The organism is Variovorax flavidus (assembly GCF_030317145.1).
GTDB classification, from domain to species: domain Bacteria; phylum Pseudomonadota; class Gammaproteobacteria; order Burkholderiales; family Burkholderiaceae_C; genus Variovorax; species Variovorax flavidus.
Window position 1 is genome coordinate 577,579 of record NZ_JASZYE010000003.1, and the last position, 15,767, is coordinate 593,345.

The following is a 15,767-nucleotide window of genomic DNA, read 5'->3' on the forward strand; positions in this document are numbered from 1 at the left end:
GGGACGACCAATCTCCTTGGGCATAGCTTAGCAAGTTCAAGGCCAAATACCGCCGGAAAGCTGCGGCATTTCGTGGTGCCAGTAGCGGCGTGCCTGCTGCCGCAGGCACCCTACCGTGCCCGGGGCCATGCTCGACCACGACGCCGCGCCGCAATGCGGGGTGTCGGTCAGCGCTATGCCGCGCTCGACATAGCGTCCGACCACCTCCGGCGCGGGATGTCCGAATCGGTTCCGATAGCCGGCCTGGACGAGCGCGACGCGCGGGCGGACGGCATCGAGCAGCAGATCGCTCGACGAGGTCTTGCTCCCGTGGTGCGGCACGAGGAGCAGGTCGGCGCGCAAGTCGGGCGTGCGCGCGACCAGCGCAGCCTCTTGCAGACGCTCGATGTCACCGGCCAGGAGTGCCGATGCCCGCCCGTTGGTGATTCGAAGAACGCAAGAGATCGCATTGGGCTTGGTGAAGGTCCGGTAGTCGGACGCAGCCGGTTGAAGCACCTCGAAGACCACACCGTCCCAGGTCCAGCGCTGGCCTGTCTCGCAGCGTCGGGCTGTGCGGAGCGCCTGCAGCGGATGCCCCGCCTCGATCGAACTCAGCAGCTCGGCCTGCGGCTGCATGGTCAGCACCGCGGACGCCCCGCCGGTGTGATCGCTGTCGCGATGGCTCAGCACGACGGTATCGAGCCGTTCGCCGAAGGCCCGCAGCAAAGGCACCAGCACACGCTGGCCCGCGTCGCTCTCCAGGCTGTAGCGCGGCCCGGCGTCGTAGAGCAGGCTGTGCGTGGCCGTACGCACCAGCACGGCATTGCCCTGCCCGATATCGGCAGCCAGAAGCTCGAATTCGCCCGTGGACGGACGTGGCGCCTGCCAGAGCAGCGCCGGCAGCAGCATGGGCAGGCCCAGCACGCGCATGGACCAGGGCAGGCGCATGGCGAGCAGGACGCCGCCCGCCACGCCCGCGACCGCCATCCACAGCGGGGGCGCGGGCATCGACAAGGTGGCGAACGGCAGGCGTGCGAGCCATTGCAGGAGCAGCGACAAGACCTGCACCGTCCAGGCGGCAACGTCCCACAGCAGAGGCAAGACGGCGCCAAGCATCGCCAACGGCGTCACGACAACGGTGACCCAGGGAATCGCGACCACGTTCGCCAGCATGCCGATGGCCGAGATCTGCTGGAACAACAGCAGCGTGAGCGGTGTCAGCGCCAGCGTGACCACCCATTGCTCCCGCCAGACGCGGACCAGCCGGCTGGCGACGCCGGAACGATCGCCTTGCGGCTCCCTGGCGTCCGCGGCGAAAAGAACCCCGACCGCGACGAAACTCAGCCAGAAGCCGGGCTGCAGCATAGCCCAAGGGTCGAGCGCCACCACGACAGCGCAGGCACAGAGCCAGACATGAGGCCAAGGCCAGCGCCGGCCAGTCAGACGCAGCAACGCGACGGCACCCAGCATCCACACCGTTCGCTGGGAGGGCAAGCCCCAGCCGCTGAATGCGGCATAGAGCGTGGCGAGCAGCACGCCGCCGACCAGGCCCGCATGCTGCGCCGGCCAACGGAGCATCAAGCTGCCGCTGCGCCGCCAGAGCGTCTCGACCGCCAGCGCGGCCAGCCAGGCGAACATCGTGATGTGAAGGCCCGAGATGGCCATCAGGTGGGCGACCCCTGTCGCGCGGAAGACATCCCAATCCGCTCGTTCGATCGCGTTCTGGTCACCGGTGACCAGCGCCGCGATCACCCCGGCCGGTCGTGGATCCGTCACGCGCTCGAACACGGCATCACGTACCGCCTCGCGCAGGCGCTCGATCGGGTGGTGAAAGGTGACCGCGATGCGTTCGGGACGTGGGTCGCGGGCGCCGGTGCGTACATAGCCGGTCGCGTGCACGCCCTGCTCCCACAGGCGAAGTTCCTGGTCGAAGCCATGCGGATTGAGATGGCCGTGCGGCGCCCTGAGCCGCACCGTCATGCGCCAGCGTTCGCCGGCGTGCACCGATCCGGGTGGATCGCCCCCACCGGCTCGACCCCAGAGCCCTGAGCCTTCGGCGTACCAGCCCAGCGAAATGCGCCCGGGCACGTTCGGTAGATCGGCTGATTCGACTTCGAATACGAAGCGCACCATGCCGTCGCCGCGCTGCGGCATCTGTGCAACGACCCCGACCACCTGCACGTCCCGGCCTTCGAGCGCCGGCGGCAGCGCGCCACCGGCATAGGCCGTGGCGCGCCAGCCTGCCAGACCTGCGCCGCCGATCGCACCCAGGAGCAGCGCCATCGGCAAGAGGCCTCGCCCGAGTCGTCGCGACGAGAGCAACGCCAGCCAAGCGGCCAGCGCACCGGTCGTCAAGCCAGCATAGGCAACCCAGTTCCACAGCACCGGCTGCTGCACCTGAAGCGCGGCGCCCAGCACGGAGCCGGCCATCGCGGCAAAAACGGTCAGGCCGCGCGCTTTCCCGCCCGGCATCACGAGACTACTCCCCGTCGCATGCAAATCACTCCCTGGCACCGCTCTATGGCGCGCTATTTGCTTTCTGTGTCGGCTAGTATGCGTCTCACCCGAGGCACGCTCGACGCACTGAGAACCAATGTCCATCCACGCCGCCCTCCACCACGTCACTCACTACAAGTACGACCGTCCGGTGCAACTAGGGCCTCAGGTGATCCGCCTGCGTCCTGCGCCGCATTGCCGGAGCAACGTGATCTCCTATTCGCTGCGCGTCGAGCCCGAGCAGCACTTCATCAACTGGCAGCAGGATCCGTTCTCGAACTACCTCGCCCGGCTGGTGTTTCCAGAGAAGACGCGCGAGTTCAAGGTCACCGTCGACCTCGTGGTCGAGATGGCGGTCTACAACCCCTTCGACTTCTTCCTCGAGCCGCAGGCCGAGACCTTCCCCTTCAAGTACACCGAGTCCCAGGCGCAGGAACTCGCCCCCTATCTCGTGGCCGACGAAGCCACGCCGCTGGTGCAGGCCTATCTGGAGAAGATCGACCGCAAGGAACAGCGGACCATCGACTTCCTGGTCGGCATCAACCAGCAGGTACAGAAGGACGTCAACTACCTGATCCGCATGGAGCCCGGCGTGCAGACGCCGGAAGAAACGCTCACCAACGGCTCCGGCTCATGCCGCGACTCCGGCTGGCTGCTGGTGCAACTGCTGCGCCATTGCGGTCTGGCGGCGCGGTTCGTGTCGGGCTACCTCATCCAGCTCACGCCCGACGTGAAGGCGCTCGACGGCCCGAGCGGCACCACTGTGGACTTCACCGACCTGCATGCCTGGTGCGAGGTCTTCCTGCCTGGCGCGGGCTGGATCGGACTCGACGCCACCTCCGGCCTGCTGGCCGGCGAGGGCCATATCCCGCTGGCTTGCACGCCGACGCCATCAAGCGCCGCCCCGATCGAAGGCGTGGTGGACGACGCCGAAGTCAAGTTCGGCCACGAGATGAAGGTCACGCGCATCCACGAATCGCCGCGCGTCACCAAGCCCTACACCGAGGAACAATGGACCGAAGTCCTGGCGCTCGGCGACGCGGTCGACAAGCGCCTGAAGGCCGGCGATGTGCGCCTCACGATGGGCGGTGAGCCAACCTACGTGGCCACCAGCGACCGCGACGCGCCCGAATGGAACACCGACGCGCTGGGCCCCACCAAGCGCGGCTACGCCACCGAACTCGTGCACAAGCTGCGCGCCGAATACGGACAAGGCGGTTTCCTGCACTTCGGGCAAGGCAAGTGGTATCCGGGTGAGCAATTGCCGCGATGGGCGCTGTCGATCTTCTGGCGCGCCGACGGCGAGACGCTCTGGCACAACCCCGCGCTCTTCGCCGACGAACGCAACCCCACCCACTACACGAGCGAAGACGCGCGCCGCTTCACCACCGTGCTCGCGCATCGGCTCGGCCTGACCGAGCGCTACATCCAGCCGGGCTACGAGGACGTCTACTACTACCTCTGGCGCGAACGCCGGCTGCCGGTGAATGTCGACCCCTTCGAATCGAAGCTCGACGACGAGATGGAGCGGGTGCGCCTGCGCCGCGTGTTCACGCAGAAGCTCGACGCCGTGATCGGCTACATGCTGCCCATCGAGGCCGCGAACGCCGACACCGACGCGCCCGCGCTGAAGGGCCCCGGCTGGAAGACCGGCCCCTGGTTCCTGCGCGACGACCGGATGTACCTGATCCCCGGCGATTCGCCGATGGGCTATCGCCTTCCGCTCGACTCGCAGCCTTGGGCCAGCAAGGGCGACTACCCCTACCTCGTCGAACGCGACCCGACCGCGCCGCGCGGCAGCCTGCCCACGGGCGCGGACTACCGTGCCCGCTACGCGGGTCCGCCGGCCGGTCCGCAGGCCGATCGAAGCGCGGTGCCCTATGCCTTTGGCGCGCCGCAGGCAGCCCCCGCCGCCGTGCGGCTGCAGACGCCCGGTGCAGATGCGGGCGACACGACGGACGCGGCATCCGACGACCCCACCACGCCCCGCATGCCAAGGCGTGGCGAATCGGCCCACTGGGTCACGCGCACCGCGTTGTGCGTCGAGGTGCGCGATCCGCGTCGCGCCAACGGCCCGGCCGCCGAAAAGCTCGGTAGCGCCTCGGGCGTGCTCTATGTCTTCATGCCGCCCCTGGCGCGGCTGGAGGACTACCTGGATCTCGTCGCCGCAGTCGAAGCCACGGCCGAACAACTCGGCGTGCAGATCGTGATGGAGGGCTACCCGCCCCCGCGCGATCCCCGCCTCAAGATGCTGCAGGTGACGCCCGACCCGGGCGTGATCGAAGTCAACATCCACCCGGCGCACAACTGGCGCGAACTGGTCGACCACACCGAGTTCCTCTACAACGCCGCCTTCGAGACGCGCCTGTCGGCCGAGAAGTTCATGACCGACGGCCGCCACACCGGCACCGGCGGGGGCAACCACTTCGTGCTCGGCGGCGCCGTGCCGACCGACAGCCCCTTCCTGCGCCGGCCCGAATTGCTTGCGAGCCTCCTGCTGTACTGGCACAACCATCCGTCGTTGAGCTACCTGTTCTCGGGCATGTTCATCGGCCCGACCAGCCAGGCGCCGCGCGTCGACGAGGCGCGCAACGACCAGGTCTACGAACTGGAAATTGCGCTCAAGGAAATCGCCCGCAACCGCGAGATCTACGGCCAGAACATGCCCGCATGGCTCGTGGACCGCACGCTGCGCAACATCCTGGTCGACGTCACCGGCAACACCCACCGCAGCGAGTTCTGCATCGACAAGCTCTATTCGCCCGACTCCAGCACCGGCCGCCTCGGCCTGCTGGAATTGCGCGCCTTCGAGATGCCGCCGCATGCGCGCATGAGCATCGCTCAGCAACTGCTGCTGCGCGCCTTCGTCGCGCGCTTCTGGGACGAGCCGTACAAGGCGCCCGCCACCCGCTGGGGAACCGAACTGCACGACCGCTTCCTGCTGCCGACCTTCGTGAAGATGGACTTCGACGACGTCATCAGCGAAATGCGGCAAGCCGGCTTCGCCTTCGACCCGAACTGGTTCGCGCCGCATTTCGAGTTCCGCTTCCCGCTGGTCGGGCAGGTGCAGGCGATGGGCATCGAGCTATCGCTGCGCAATGCGCTCGAACCGTGGCATGTGATGGGCGAGGAAGGCTCGGCCGGCGGCACGGTGCGCTATGTCGACTCCTCCCTCGAACGCATCGAGGTGCGCGTCACCGGCCTGAACGAAAGCCGGCACGTCATCACCGTCAACGGCAAGGTGCTGCCGCTGCAGCCCACAGGCACGGTCGGCGAGTTCGTAGCCGGCGTGCGCTACAAGGCCTGGAACCCGCCTTCGGCGCTGCATCCGAGCATCGGCGCGCATGCGCCGCTGACCTTTGACCTGGTCGACACCTGGATGAAGCGCTCGCTGGGCGGCTGCCAGTACTTCGTCGCGCATCCGGGCGGGCGGAACTACGACACCTTCCCTGTCAACGCCTACGAGGCCGAGAGCCGGCGCCATTCGCGCTTCTCGCGCATGGGCCATACGCCGGGACTGATGAGTACGCCGCCGGCGACCATCGAGCTGGCCGGAAGCCGCGAGTTCCCCTTCACGCTCGACCTGCGCCGCTAGACCATGAATACCGCGGAACCGGCTTCGCCGGGCCGCCGGTATGGCCCCCGGCCGGGGGTGGGTGGGCACACGAAGTCGGCAAGCCTGGGGGCAAGTCCTGCTTCAGCAGTGTGACAATCGGCGCACCGTGGACCCAATGAACGAATCCCTCTTCGACGCGCAGGCGCTGGAAGCACCCGCAGCGCTCGCGTCGGCGCTCGCTCCCCCGGCTGCACCTGGCCATTTCGATGAACTGCGCGGCGCCGCCGCGCCGGAGAGCGCATCGCGCCTCGGAGTGCCGTCGCAACCCGCACCGCTCTACGATGCCGCCTCGGTGCCGCCGGCGGCGCCCGCCCCCGAACAGGGCCAAGGCGGTCAGCGCGAACATGCCCCTCTCTCGCCCTCATGGGCCGGCTTCTTCGAGGAGCTGGGCCCAGGCGGGTTCGATGACCTGCCGCGGCGCGCGATCAGCCTCGAACGACAGATCCGCGACAACGGCGTCACCTACAACGTCTACGCCGATGCCGACGGCCCCCAGCGGCCGTGGTCGCTCGACCTGTTCCCGCTGATCGTCTCGCCGGCAAGCTGGGCGCAGGTCGAGGCCGGCGTGCAGCAACGCGTGCGCGTGCTCGACCGCGTGATGGCCGACGTCTACGGCCCGCAGCAGCTGCTGGCCGAAGGCCTGCTGCCGCCAGCGCTGGTGCAGGGCCATCCGGGCTACCTGCGCGCGATGCACGGCGTCCGGCCGCCCGGCGACACCTGGCTGCACATCGCCGCCTTCGATCTGGCTCGCGGGCCCGACGGCAACTGGTGGGTGATCTCTCAACGCACGCAGGCGCCTTCGGGGCTGGGCTACCTGCTCGAAAATCGGCTCGCCATCGCGCGGCAGTTTCCGCAGGCCTTCGAGAACCTGCACGTGCAGCGCCTCGCCGCCACCTACAACGCGATGATGGAAGGGCTTCAGAACATGTGCCCGGCCGGTCAGCCGCCGCACATCGCCCTGCTCACGCCCGGCCCCTACAACGAAACCTACTTCGAGCACGCCTACCTCGCGCGCTATCTCGGCGTGACGCTGGTCGAGGGCAACGACCTTACGGTGCGCGACCAGCGCCTGTACCTCAAGACCCTGCAAGGCCTGCGGCCGGTGCACGGGCTCATCAAGCGCCTGGACGACCAGTACCTCGACCCGCTGGAGTTGCGCCCCGACTCCACGCTCGGCGTGCCGGGCCTGCTGCAGGCCATTCGCGCGGGGAACGTGCTGGTGGCCAACATGCCCGGCTCGGCCTTCCTCGAATCGCCTGCCCTGCTCGGCTTCCTTCCAGCACTGGCACGGCGCCTGATCGGCGAGAAGCTGCGGCTGCCGGCGCTGCCCACCTGGTGGTGCGGCGAACGCGCCGCCATGGAAGCGGTGCTGCCGCAACTGGCGGACTGCGCGATCAAGTCCACCTACCCCGGCGACGATTCGCACACCAGCTTCGACGCAGTACTCGGCCGCCACATGGGCCGGCGCGAACTCGACGAATGGGCCGGCCGCATCGTGCGCCAGGGCGACGAGCACACCGTGCAGAGCTACCTGCCGCTGTCGCAGATGCCGACGTGGACGCAGGACCTTGGCCGCGGCCACATCGCCCCGCGGTCGGTGCTCTTGCGCGTGTTCGCCGTGAGTGACGGGCCGCGCTCGTGGCGCGTGCTCCCCGGAGGCCTTGCCCGCCTGGTCGGGCCCGATGCGCAGATCGCCTCGATGCAGCGCGGCGGCAGCAGCGCCGATGTCTGGGTGCAGACGCTCGACGAGATCGATCGCACCACGCTGCTGCACCCGCACGCAACGCCGGCGTCGCTGGCGCGGCATCGCGCACCGGTCACCAGCCGCGCAGCGGAGAACATGTTCTGGCTGGGCCGCTACACCGAGCGCGCCGAGAACGCCGTACGCCTGGCACGCCTCACCATCGACCTGCTGGGCGGCGAAGATCAGTCCTCGCGCGCCCTGCTGATCTGGCTGCATCAGCTCGCCCTGCGCAATGCACTGGTCTCGCCCGAAGTACCGAGCCTGCCGAAGTCCCGGCGCGTGTTCGAGCGCGCGCTGATCGCGGAGCTGGGCGACGTCGAAAAGGGCGGCAGCGTGGGCTACAGCCTGCGCTGCGTTCGCCAGGCTGCGGCTGCGGTGCGCGAGCGCCTGTCGCAGGACCACTGGAACCAGATCGTCCGCGCGGAGACCGACTTCCTCCGCCGCAGCGCCGAGCAGGCGAGCGAAAAAGGCGAAGGCGGCTATGCGACCGGCGCCGCGCTCCGCCTGCTCGAATCCGCGAGCACCGCGCTGGCCGCGATGACCGGCGCCCAGACCGATCGCATGACGCGCGACGACGCCTGGCGGCTGCTTTCCATCGGCCGGCACATCGAGCGCCTGGGATTCCTCTCCAGCGCCCTCGCATCAGGCTTCGAGCACGGCTCGGTGCACGAGGTGAGCGGCTTCGAGGCGATGGTGGCACTGTTCGACAGCACGATCACCTTCCATGCGCGCTACCAGCAGCGCCGCGACGTCGCGACGTTGGTCGACCTGCTGGTGCTCGACGGCGACAACCCGAGATCGCTGGCGTGGGTCACGCAGACGCTGCGCAAGCGCATCGCCCGCCTGGCGGGCAGCGCACCGGGCAAGCTGACCGCCCTCTCCCACGAGTTGCCCGACCCGGACACCTGGACGCTGGAGCATCTGTGCGAGGCCGGTCCCGACGCGCAGTATCCTGCGCTGGTCCACCTGTTCACCGCCTGCGAGACGGCCGCCTACCATGTGTCGGATGCGATCGGGACGCGCTACTTCACCCTCACGTCCGAATCGCTGCGCTCCGTGGGAGCCTGATCATGCTGCTTCACGTCACCCATTCCACGCGCTACGACTACACACCGCCGGTTGAGACGGCGCAGCACCTGGCGCATCTGAAGCCGATGGACACGGTGTCGCAGCGTTTGGTGAGCCACGCGCTGACGATCAACCCCACGCCCGCGCAGTGCAGCGAAGCGCCGGACGTCTACGGCAACACGCGCGCCTTCTTCGCGCTCGAATCGACGCACGAGGAACTCCTTGTCACGGCCGAGAGCGTGGTCGACACCTCCTCGCCGGTGCTGTCGCCGGACGTGGCCCGCGAACTGCCCTGGGAAGAGGTGCGCGAGCGTTTCCGCTACATCAAGGACTCAGCCTACGACCCGGCGTCGGACTTCGTCTTTCCCTCGCGCTATGTGCCGCGGCATGACGACTTCGCCGCCTATGCGCGGCCGAGCTTCGCGCCCGGCAGGCCGACTTTCGATGTTGCGATGGATCTCACGTTGCGCATGTACCGCGATTTCGAGTACGACTCCGAGAGCACGGAGATCAGCACGCCAGCCATCGAGGCCCTGGCACAGCGCAGGGGCGTCTGCCAGGACTTCGCGCACATCATGATCGGCTGCCTGCGCACGATGGGCCTTCCGGCGCGCTACGTGAGCGGCTACCTGCTGACGCAGCCGCCGCCGGGACGGCCGCGCCTGATCGGCGCGGATGCCTCGCACGCCTGGGTGTCGGTGTACCTGCCCGGCGACGACGGTCCGGGCGCATGGGCCGACTTCGACCCGACCAACGGCCGTCAGCCGGGCGAGGACTACGTGACACTCGCCATCGGGCGGGACTATTCCGACGTGTCGCCCATGCGCGGCGTGCTGCACGGCGGCGCCCGCCATACGCTGGATGTGAGCGTGACGGTGCGGCCGCTCGAAGAACTGCGCGAGGAAGCGGCACGCGTCGCGCAATCGCAGACACAAACGCAATCGCAATCGCAATCCCAGAACAAGGAGCCCTCATGAGCGTCTACGACAAGCTTTCCAGCCTCGGCATCACCCTGCCGCCCGTCTCCGTACCAGTCGCGGCCTATGTGCCTTTCGTAAGGACTGGCAATCTGGTCTTTCTTTCGGGCCACATCGCCAAGAAGGACGGCAAGCCCTGGGTCGGCCAGTTCGGCGCCACGATGACAACGGACGAAGGCAAGCAGGCCGCACGCGCGATTGCCATCGATCTGCTGGGCACCCTGCACGCGGCGGTCGGTGACCTGAACAAGGTCAAGCGCATCGTCAAGCTCATGAGCCTGGTCAACTCGGTCGGCACCTTCACCGAGCAGCACCTCGTGACCAACGGCGCAAGCGAACTGTTCGCCGAGGTGTTTGGCAGCGAAAAAGGCGCCCACGCGCGCAGTGCCTTCGGCGTTGCGCAGAACCCGATGGGCGCCTGCGTCGAGATCGACCTCATCGCCGAAGTGGACTGAGGCCCGCCCTCATTGGACGACACCGATCGCCACCTGCTGAGCCTGCTCCAGGCGAACGCCCGGGAGCCCGCCGCGCTGCTCGCGCGCAAGCTGGGGGTGGCGCGCACCACGGTCGTCGCCCGCATAGCCCGACTGGAGCGCGATGGCGTGATTTCCGGCTATGGCGTGCGCCTCGGCCAGCGCCTCGAACAGGCCGCGGTGCGCGCCTATTGCGGCCTGAGCGTCGCGCCCAAGATGGGCAGTGCCGTCGTCCGGGCGCTCGAACGCCTGCCCGAAGTCGAAGAGTTGTCTGCCGTCAGCGGCCAGTTCGACTACATGGTGTTCCTGCGCTGCGAAACCAACGAGCAACTCGATGCCTTGCTCGACAGGATTGGCCTGATCGAGGGCATCCAGCACACGCACACCTCGGTGGTGCTCAGCCGCAAGGTGGACCGGCGCACAGCCGTTGCACCGCCACCCGTCGCCTGAAACGGCCTTTCGGGCGTCCGGCCCGCAGGCTCAGTCGAGGCGGATCTCTCCATCGAACTTGACCTTCAGGTTCAGGCCAGGGATCTCCAGCGTCATCGTTGCCGGCAGGTTCGCGTCACCCTGGATGGTGCCCGCTGCGAGCGCCTTCGCCACGGCCTGCTCGATGTCGCGCTGCGAACTGACGCCCACCATCTTGAGGTACTTCCGGATGCTGAGATTGAAATTCTCTTCATTCATGGCGATCTCCGAAGACATGAGCTGCGGCGCTCGGACGGGATTGATTTTCGACCGCGGAAGGTTCAAATTCAACGGCAGGAGTCCTGCCCCATGCCTGCAGTGCGCCACGCCGCCGTCGATGGCCTGTTCTACCCCGCCGCGCCCAAGGCGCTGCGGGAGCAGGTCGCGGATTGCCTGGACGGCGTCGTCGTCGACCAACCTGCGCGACGCCGGCCAAAGCTGATCATCTCCCCGCATGCCGGTTACGAATACTGCGGCGCGGTGGCAGCGCATGCCTATGCCTTGCTCGAACGCAGGCGCGAACCGATCGTCAGCCGCGTGGTGCTGCTCGGACCCGCACACCGCGAATGGGTCAGGGGGCTCGCCGCGCCCGAAGCACTGAGTTTCGAGACGCCGCTGGGCCGGGTCCCCGTGGACGTCGCGGCGCTGGCCGGCCTCGACGACCTGCCGCAGGTGGTTCGCAGCGACCGTGCGCACGAACGAGAGCATTCGCTCGAAGTCCAATTGCCCTTCCTGCAAAGCGTGCTCGGCCACTTCACGCTCGTGCCGCTGGTCGTCGGCGAGGCCAGCGCGGAGGCGGTGGAACAGGTGCTGGAGAGGCTATGGGGCGGCCCGGAGACGCTGATCGTGATCAGCTCCGACCTCTCGCACTACCTCGGCTACGAAAAGGCGCGGGCCACCGACCGCGCCACCGTGCAACGCATCCTGGCATTCGACGCCGGCCTCTCGTCGCACGAGGCCTGCGGGTCGGCGGCCATCAATGGCGCGCTCCGGGCCGCGCGCCGCCACGGCCTGGCCGCTCACCTGCTCGACCTGCGCAACTCCGGCGATACCGCGGGCGACCGTGATCGCGTCGTCGGCTACGGGGCCATTGCATTCGAGGAGCCCCCTTGACGAAGCTCGAAGTAACGCCCGGCCGCTGGTGGCATCGGCTCGATGACGGTCGCGTCCAGTGCGACCTGTGTCCGCGCGACTGCCGCCTGCACGAGGGCCAGCGCGGCATGTGCTTCGTGCGCCAGCGCGTCGGCGACGCGATGGTGCTGACGACCTATGGGCGCAGTTCGGGCTTCTGCATCGACCCGATCGAGAAAAAGCCGCTCAACCACTTCTTGCCCGGCAGCAGCGTGCTGAGCTTCGGCACCGCGGGCTGCAACCTCGCCTGCAAGTTCTGCCAGAACTGGGATATCTCGAAGAGCCGCGAGATGGACCGGCTGATGGACACGGCGTCGCCCGAACGCATCGCCGAAGCGGCCCGTGCCGGCGGCGCCTCGAGCGTGGCCTTCACCTACAACGACCCCGTGATCTTTGCCGAGTACGCAATGGATACCGCCGATGCCTGCCACGCACTCGGCCTGCGCAGCGTCGCGGTGACGGCAGGCTACATGCATGCCGCGCCACGGCGCGAGTTCTACGCCCGGATGGATGCGGCCAACGTCGACCTCAAGGGTTTCACCGAAGGGTTCTACTTCCAGCAGACCGGCGCACACCTCGCGCCCGTGCTCGACACGCTGCAATACCTTCGCCACGAGACCGATTGCTGGTTCGAGATCACGACGCTGCTGATCCCCGGCCACAACGACAGCGACACCGAGATCGATGCGATGACGCGCTGGATCGCCGACCACCTGGGCCCCGACGTGCCGCTGCACTTTACCGCGTTCCATCCCGACTACCGGATGCTCGACGTGGAACCGACGCCGCCCGCCACGCTGACGCGGGCGCGCGCCATCGCGCTCGGCAACGGCCTGCACCACGTCTATACCGGCAACGTGCATGACATCCAGGGCGGCACCACCTTCTGCCCCGGCTGTCACGCAGCGCTGGTGCGACGCGACTGGTACCTCGTGCTCGATTGCGATCTCGATGCCACCGGCACCTGCCCGCATTGCGGAACACCGGTTGCGGGCCGCTTCGACACATTCGAGGGCGCGTTCACGCGCGGCTTCGGCCGGCGGCGGATTCCGGTGCGGCTCTCGGCGTAGCGCCCCGATCAGCCGAACCGGATGCCTTGGGCCAGCGGCAGTTCGGTCGAGAAGTTGATGGTGTTCGTCGTGCGCCGCATGTACTGCTTCCACGCATCCGAACCGCTCTCTCGGTCGCCGCCGGTCTCCTTCTCCCCGCCGAAGGCGCCGCCGATCTCCGCCCCGCTCGGGCCGATGTTGACGTTGGCCATGCCGCAGTCCGAGCCCGCCGCCGAGAGGAATCGCTCGACCTCGCGCAAGTCGTTCGAGAAGATGCACGACGACAAGCCTTGCGGAACGTCGTTGTGAATCGCAATGGCCTGGTCGAGGTCGTCATAGGCCAGAACATGGAGCAAGGGACCGAAGGTCTCGCGCCGCACCAGCGCGGTCTGAGCCGGCATGTCGGCGATGGCGGGGCGCACGTAGAAGGCCTTGGGAAAGCGCTCGGCGAGAACGCGATCGCCTCCGGTGAGGATGCGGCCGCCCTGCGCCTCGACTTCGGCGATGGCATGCCGCAAGGTGTCGTAGGCGGCCTCGTCGATCAGCGGGCCGACCAGCGTGCCCTCCTCCAGCGGATGGCCGATGCGCAGGCTTTCGTAGGCTGCGAGCAGCTTTGCCATCAGGGCCTCCTTGACCGCGCGATGAACGATCAGCCGGCGCAGCGAGGTGCAGCGCTGGCCCGCGGTGCCGACCGCACTGAACAGGATCGCCCGCAAGGCCATGTCGAGATCGGCCGCCGGCGTGACGATCATCGCGTTGTTCCCCCCCAGTTCGAGGATACGGCGACCGAATCGGGCCGCCACGCGCGGTCCGACCTCGCGACCCATGCGCGTGGAGCCGGTTGCCGACACCAGCGGAATATCAGGGCTGTCGACCAGCGCCTGCGACTGCGCCGCGCCACCGATCACGACCTGCGCGAGCCCCTCGGGCGCACGGTCGCCGAAGCGCGCGATCGCCCGTTCCAGCGCCCTGAAGGTCGCGAGGCCGGACAGCGGCGCCTTCTCCGACGGCTTGAAGATCACGGGGTCGCCACACACGAGCGCGATGGCGGCATTCCATGCGAACACCGCGCTCGGGAAGTTGAATGCAGTGATGACCGCGACCGGCCCCAGCGGGTGGTACTGCTCCATGATCCGGTGGCCGGGCCGTTCCGAAACGATGGTCTTGCCGTAGAGCTGGCGCGACAGGCCGAGCGCGAACTCGCAGATGTCCACGCCCTCCTGCACTTCGCCCAGGCCTTCCTGTGCGATCTTGCCGACCTCGAGCGAGATGACCTGGCCGATATCGGCCTTGGACGTGCGCAGCTCCTCGCCCCAGAGCCGCACCAGCTCGCCACGCGCCGGCGCAGGCACCTCGCGCCAGCCGCGGAAGGCGGCTTGTGACCGTGCGATCACTTCGGGCATCGACGCGGCCGGCGTCTCATGCAGATGCGCGAGATCGGCGCCGTCGATGGCCGAGCGCACGCGCAGTGCGCCACCCGACAGTTGCGCGGCGCTGATGCCGCAGCGCTCGAAAACAGCTTGTACTTCGCTCATGCCTGGGGCTCCTTCCGGGTCCGACGTCGTGCCTGAGGCGGCCAAGTATGTGCGAAGGCCTGGCCGCGCGGCGGGCTTGCGTGACCGGAGCCTGCGCCCCCTTCACCCAGGGCCGCGTAGCAGCTGCCAACGCGCGTGGCGAGAAAGGCTTCGAGCGCAACCTGCTCCTGCCCGACAAACCCGCATGCGGGCAGATGCCCATTGCGCAGCAGTTCGAACACACCCACCACACCAGCGGCAGTGGCGAGTTCGATCGCGGTACGGTCCACGCCGCGGAGCCGGCCGCCATGGATGCGCGCCGTGCGCGTTTCCTGCTCCAGGCGGCCGTGGCGCAGGCCCGATGCCGACGCGAACACGATCACCTTGTCCTCGCGGCTGTGCGGGACCGCGTGGTCCAGGACCTGCCGCAGCAGGTCGCGACGTTCGACCAGACGGAGATCGTGCAGCAGCAACGCCATGGCATCGCGGTGGCCGGGGTAGCGGAGGGTCTTGTAGTCGAGGTTCCGCACGCGGCCCGCGAGCGTCTCGCACAGCGTGCCGAGCCCGCCCGAGGTGTTGAAGGCTTCGTAGCTTTCCCCGTCGAGCACCAGCGTCTCGAGCCCATCGAGCGGCTGCACCGACACCGGATGGCCCTGCACGATGGCCGCGCATGGATGGCAGTACTCGTTGATGACACCGTCGATGCTCCAAGTGAAGTTGTAGCGCAAGCCGTTGGTGGCGTGCCGCGACAGGGCGCCGACGCGCAGGTGCAGGTCGTAGAGTTCGTCGAAGCGATTCGCCAGGTAGCCGCCCAGCATTCCGATCACGCCGGGAGCGAGACCGCTCTGCGGCATCAGCACCGTGCGCGCGCCCGTCGCCATGGCACGGATGGCGGTGGTTGCGGCGACGTCCTCCGTCAGATCGAAGTAGTGCACGCCAAGGGATCGGGCCGCCGCGGCGACGCTCGACGCGAGATGGAAAGGCAGCGCATTGATGACAACGTCATGGCCGACGAGCGCAGCGGCAAGCGCGGTGTCGTCCTCGACGTTGACGATGGTGCGCTGCACCAGACGATCGCCGGGTTCATGCCCACGGTGTTCGCGGTCCGCGAGCGTGACGGGCAGCCGGTGGTACTCGGCCACCATGTCGGCGACCGTGCCGCCGACCTTGCCTGCGCCCAGAACGAGGACCTTGCGGATGTCGACCGGGTTCATGGGGCACCTCCTTCGTCTTGAGCATCGAGTTGAAGGAA

11 protein-coding genes are annotated in these 15,767 nt (G+C 68.2%); 7 read left to right on the forward strand and 4 right to left on the reverse strand.

Annotated elements, in window-relative coordinates:
* Window positions 1-36: 36 nt before the first annotated feature.
* The gene (locus QTH90_RS17940) at window positions 37-2,451 is read right to left on the reverse strand and encodes a DNA internalization-related competence protein ComEC/Rec2 (RefSeq protein ID WP_286665916.1); all 2,415 of its coding nucleotides are present in this window, start codon (window positions 2,449-2,451) and stop codon (window positions 37-39) included.
* A gap of 121 nt (window positions 2,452-2,572) precedes the next feature.
* On the opposite strand from QTH90_RS17940, the gene QTH90_RS17945 reads away from it, so the two are divergent.
* The 5 genes from QTH90_RS17945 to QTH90_RS17965 all read left to right on the forward strand — a co-directional run bounded on the left by QTH90_RS17945 (window position 2,573) and on the right by QTH90_RS17965 (window position 10,803).
* Window positions 2,573-6,070 (forward strand): transglutaminase family protein, encoded by a 3,498-nt coding sequence (locus QTH90_RS17945; protein WP_286665917.1) that lies wholly within the window; start codon window positions 2,573-2,575, stop codon window positions 6,068-6,070.
* A gap of 136 nt (window positions 6,071-6,206) precedes the next feature.
* A complete protein-coding gene (locus tag QTH90_RS17950; protein WP_286665918.1) occupies window positions 6,207-8,903 on the forward strand; it encodes a circularly permuted type 2 ATP-grasp protein in 2,697 nt (898 codons plus the stop codon).
* 2 nt (window positions 8,904-8,905) lie between these two features.
* The gene (locus tag QTH90_RS17955) at window positions 8,906-9,880 is read left to right on the forward strand and encodes a transglutaminase family protein (RefSeq protein WP_286665919.1); all 975 of its coding nucleotides are present in this window, start codon (window positions 8,906-8,908) and stop codon (window positions 9,878-9,880) included.
* The gene (locus tag QTH90_RS17960) at window positions 9,877-10,335 is read left to right on the forward strand and encodes a RidA family protein (protein WP_286665920.1); all 459 of its coding nucleotides are present in this window, start codon (window positions 9,877-9,879) and stop codon (window positions 10,333-10,335) included. Before QTH90_RS17955 ends, QTH90_RS17960 begins: the two co-directional genes overlap by 4 nt.
* Window positions 10,336-10,347: 12 nt before the next feature.
* Window positions 10,348-10,803, forward strand: a complete 456-nt coding sequence (locus tag QTH90_RS17965) for an Lrp/AsnC family transcriptional regulator (RefSeq protein WP_286665921.1) — start codon at window positions 10,348-10,350, stop codon at window positions 10,801-10,803.
* Between the two features lie 30 nt (window positions 10,804-10,833).
* On the opposite strand, the gene QTH90_RS17970 is transcribed toward QTH90_RS17965, so the two are convergent.
* A complete protein-coding gene (locus tag QTH90_RS17970) occupies window positions 10,834-11,040 on the reverse strand; it encodes a DUF6494 family protein (RefSeq protein WP_286665922.1) in 207 nt (68 codons plus the stop codon).
* A gap of 90 nt (window positions 11,041-11,130) precedes the next feature.
* Here QTH90_RS17970 and amrB point away from each other — a divergent pair, with 90 nt between their 5' ends.
* Both amrB and amrS read left to right on the forward strand, forming a co-directional pair.
* Window positions 11,131-11,934: an AmmeMemoRadiSam system protein B gene (gene amrB / locus QTH90_RS17975; protein ID WP_286665923.1), complete on the forward strand. Its 804-nt coding sequence runs from the start codon at window positions 11,131-11,133 to the stop codon at window positions 11,932-11,934.
* Window positions 11,931-13,022, forward strand: coding sequence for an AmmeMemoRadiSam system radical SAM enzyme (amrS, locus tag QTH90_RS17980; RefSeq protein WP_286665924.1), 1,092 nt, complete (start codon window positions 11,931-11,933; stop codon window positions 13,020-13,022). Before amrB ends, amrS begins: the two co-directional genes overlap by 4 nt.
* 8 nt (window positions 13,023-13,030) lie before the next feature.
* On the opposite strand, the gene amaB is transcribed toward amrS, so the two are convergent.
* Complete coding sequence (gene amaB / locus QTH90_RS17985; RefSeq protein ID WP_286665925.1) at window positions 13,031-14,536, reverse strand: L-piperidine-6-carboxylate dehydrogenase; 1,506 nt, start codon at window positions 14,534-14,536, stop codon at window positions 13,031-13,033.
* Entirely contained in the window at window positions 14,533-15,729 is a 1,197-nt protein-coding gene (locus tag QTH90_RS17990) for a saccharopine dehydrogenase family protein (protein ID WP_286665926.1), read from the reverse strand. Before QTH90_RS17990 ends, amaB begins: the two co-directional genes overlap by 4 nt.
* Window positions 15,730-15,767 lie beyond the last annotated feature (38 nt).

Excerpts from the sequence above, each read along its gene's own strand:
- QTH90_RS17940 (WP_286665916.1), bottom strand. The coding sequence starts at position 2,451 with ATGCCGGGCGGGAAAGCGCGCGGCCTGACCGTTTTTGCCGCGATGGCC.
- QTH90_RS17945 (WP_286665917.1), top strand. The coding sequence starts at position 2,573 with ATGTCCATCCACGCCGCCCTCCACCACGTCACTCACTACAAGTACGAC.
- QTH90_RS17950 (WP_286665918.1), top strand. The coding sequence starts at position 6,207 with ATGAACGAATCCCTCTTCGACGCGCAGGCGCTGGAAGCACCCGCAGCG.
- QTH90_RS17955 (WP_286665919.1), top strand. The coding sequence starts at position 8,906 with ATGCTGCTTCACGTCACCCATTCCACGCGCTACGACTACACACCGCCG.
- QTH90_RS17960 (WP_286665920.1), top strand. The coding sequence starts at position 9,877 with ATGAGCGTCTACGACAAGCTTTCCAGCCTCGGCATCACCCTGCCGCCC.
- QTH90_RS17970 (WP_286665922.1), bottom strand. The coding sequence starts at position 11,040 with ATGAATGAAGAGAATTTCAATCTCAGCATCCGGAAGTACCTCAAGATG.
- amrB (WP_286665923.1), top strand. The coding sequence starts at position 11,131 with ATGCCTGCAGTGCGCCACGCCGCCGTCGATGGCCTGTTCTACCCCGCC.
- amaB (WP_286665925.1), bottom strand. The coding sequence starts at position 14,536 with ATGAGCGAAGTACAAGCTGTTTTCGAGCGCTGCGGCATCAGCGCCGCG.
- QTH90_RS17990 (WP_286665926.1), bottom strand. The coding sequence starts at position 15,729 with ATGAACCCGGTCGACATCCGCAAGGTCCTCGTTCTGGGCGCAGGCAAG.